General features: G+C 69.4%; 3 protein-coding genes. 1 reads left to right on the top strand and 2 read right to left on the bottom strand.

From position 1 onward, the window contains the following. Positions 1 to 388 precede the first annotated feature (388 nt). Positions 389 to 862 (top strand): MarR family transcriptional regulator, encoded by a 474-nt coding sequence (locus tag ABGB17_RS38725; RefSeq protein WP_347639372.1) that lies wholly within the window; start codon positions 389 to 391, stop codon positions 860 to 862. A gap of 48 nt (positions 863 to 910) precedes the next feature. On the opposite strand, the gene ABGB17_RS38720 is transcribed toward ABGB17_RS38725, so the two are convergent. Together ABGB17_RS38720 and ABGB17_RS38715 are read right to left on the bottom strand one after the other, a co-directional pair. Then, entirely contained in the window at positions 911 to 1,561 is a 651-nt protein-coding gene (locus tag ABGB17_RS38720) for an HAD family phosphatase (RefSeq protein ID WP_347639370.1), read from the bottom strand. Between the two features lie 44 nt (positions 1,562 to 1,605). Next, positions 1,606 to 1,832, bottom strand: a 227-nt coding sequence (locus ABGB17_RS38715) for a vitamin B12 dependent-methionine synthase activation domain-containing protein (protein ID WP_347639368.1), incomplete at its 5' end; no start/stop codon positions are given.

Genomic DNA, 1,832 nt, shown 5'->3' with positions numbered 1-1,832 from the left:
TGCCGGGGTTGGAGCCGAAGTTGGTCACCTCGGTCAGCGTGGCCGCGGCGGCCGGGTGCGTGAACACCAGGGCCGCGACAGCCGACAACAGCACGGCGCAGGCTCCAGCCAGCGCTGCGATCGTTCGCTTCATCCGCGCTCCTTCGCTTGACGATGTCAGGGGTCTTCTCTGGTTGCCGCACGGGACCGCGGCGCCGCGGGCTCACGAGGTCTCACCGCACGCCGGTATAGATGTGAGGTCACGTCGTGGTCAAGGCGCCGCCGGACGGCCGTGGCGGCTCACGTCCGGGCGCCGCGCCAATCCGCTGCATATCAAGCAACTTGATAACAAGTCTCTTTATATGGGACACGAAACTTTCACTCAGGGGCCGCACGTTATCGTCGTCTGGTGACCCCTCACCGCACCCCTCGCGCCCCCCTGCCGACCGCGCCCGCACCGCGCCTGAGCTACCTGGTGTACCGCCTGGAGCGCCGCATCCGTACCCGCCTCGAGGAGGCACTCACCCGGTACGGCGTGACCACGACGGCGTACATGGCGCTCAGCGAGCTGCGCACGCGCGACGGAGTCTCGTCGGCGGAGCTGGCCCGCATCGCCTTCGTCACCCCGCAGGCGATGAACCTCGTGATCCGCGACCTGGAACAACGCGGGCTGATCCGCCGGGACCCCCACCCGGACGGCGGCCGGGTGCTGTGCGTCCGCCTCACCCGTGAAGGGGTGTCCGCCCTGCGCCACTGCGACCGTGTGCTCGACGGCATCGAAGAGACCATGCTCGCGGAGCTCGACGACACGACACGCGAGACGCTGGTGGAGAACCTGACCATGTGCACGCGGGCCCTGCGCGCGGACGCCCCCGCCGAATGACGCGCGGGGCACCCGCGCCCCCGTCGGACGCGGGAGGGGGTGGGAGGGTCAGCGGCCGGAGGTGGTCAGGTCCTGGAGGGTTCTCAGGGTTACCTGTTTCAGGGATTCCACCACCAGGCGGCGGGGAGCCGGGGGGATGGGGAGGACGCTGGGGACGGCCACCACTGCGCAGCCCGCGGCGGTGGCGGCGGTCACACCGTTGGGGGAGTCTTCCAGGGCGGCGCAGTCGTGGGGGGGCACGCCCAGGAGGCGGGCGGCCAGGAGGTAGGGCTCGGGGTCGGGTTTGAAGCGGGTCACGTCGTCGCCGGTGACGATCACGTCGAAGTTGTGGCGGCCCACGGTGGCCAGCACCGCCTCGGCCACGGGGCGGCCGGAGGAGGTGACCAGGGCCGTGGGGATGCCTGCGGTGCGGATCTCGGACAGGAGTTCGGGGGCACCGGGCATCATCTCCACGCCGGATTCCAGGAGGGCGAAGAGGCCCTCCAGCATCCAGCGCTCGATCTCGGCGGGGTCGCGGGAGGAGTTGCTCACGCGGAGCATGTAGGCCACGGTGGCGGGCATGGAGCCACCGACCAGGCGTTCCTGGTCTTCTACGGTCCAGCCGTGGCCCAGGCGACGCATCACGTCGGTCTCGACCTGGAACCAGTACTTCTCGGTGTCGACCAGGAGCCCGTCCATGTCGAACAGAACCGCTTCCAACGCATTTCTCCTGACGCCGCCGAAGTACCCCGGCAACGTTAGCGTCAGACGTTGAAGTACTTGGCTTCGGGGTGGTGGGTGACGAGGGCGGAGGTGGACTGCTCGGGGTGGAGCTGGTATTCGGGGGACAGTTCGACGCCGATGCGGGCGGGGTCGAGCAGGGTGAACAGCTGGGCCTGGTCCTCGAGGTCGGGGCAGGCGGGGTAGCCGAAGGAGTAGCGGCAGCCGGTGATGTTGACCTTGAGCATGTCGGCGAGGGTTTCGTCGCCGC

It is taken from the genome of Sphaerisporangium sp. B11E5 (assembly GCF_039871875.1).
Lineage (GTDB): Bacteria > Actinomycetota > Actinomycetes > Streptosporangiales > Streptosporangiaceae > Sphaerisporangium.
The sequence above is the reverse complement of the archived record's forward strand: the minus strand, read 5'-3'. Positions and strand labels throughout refer to the sequence as shown.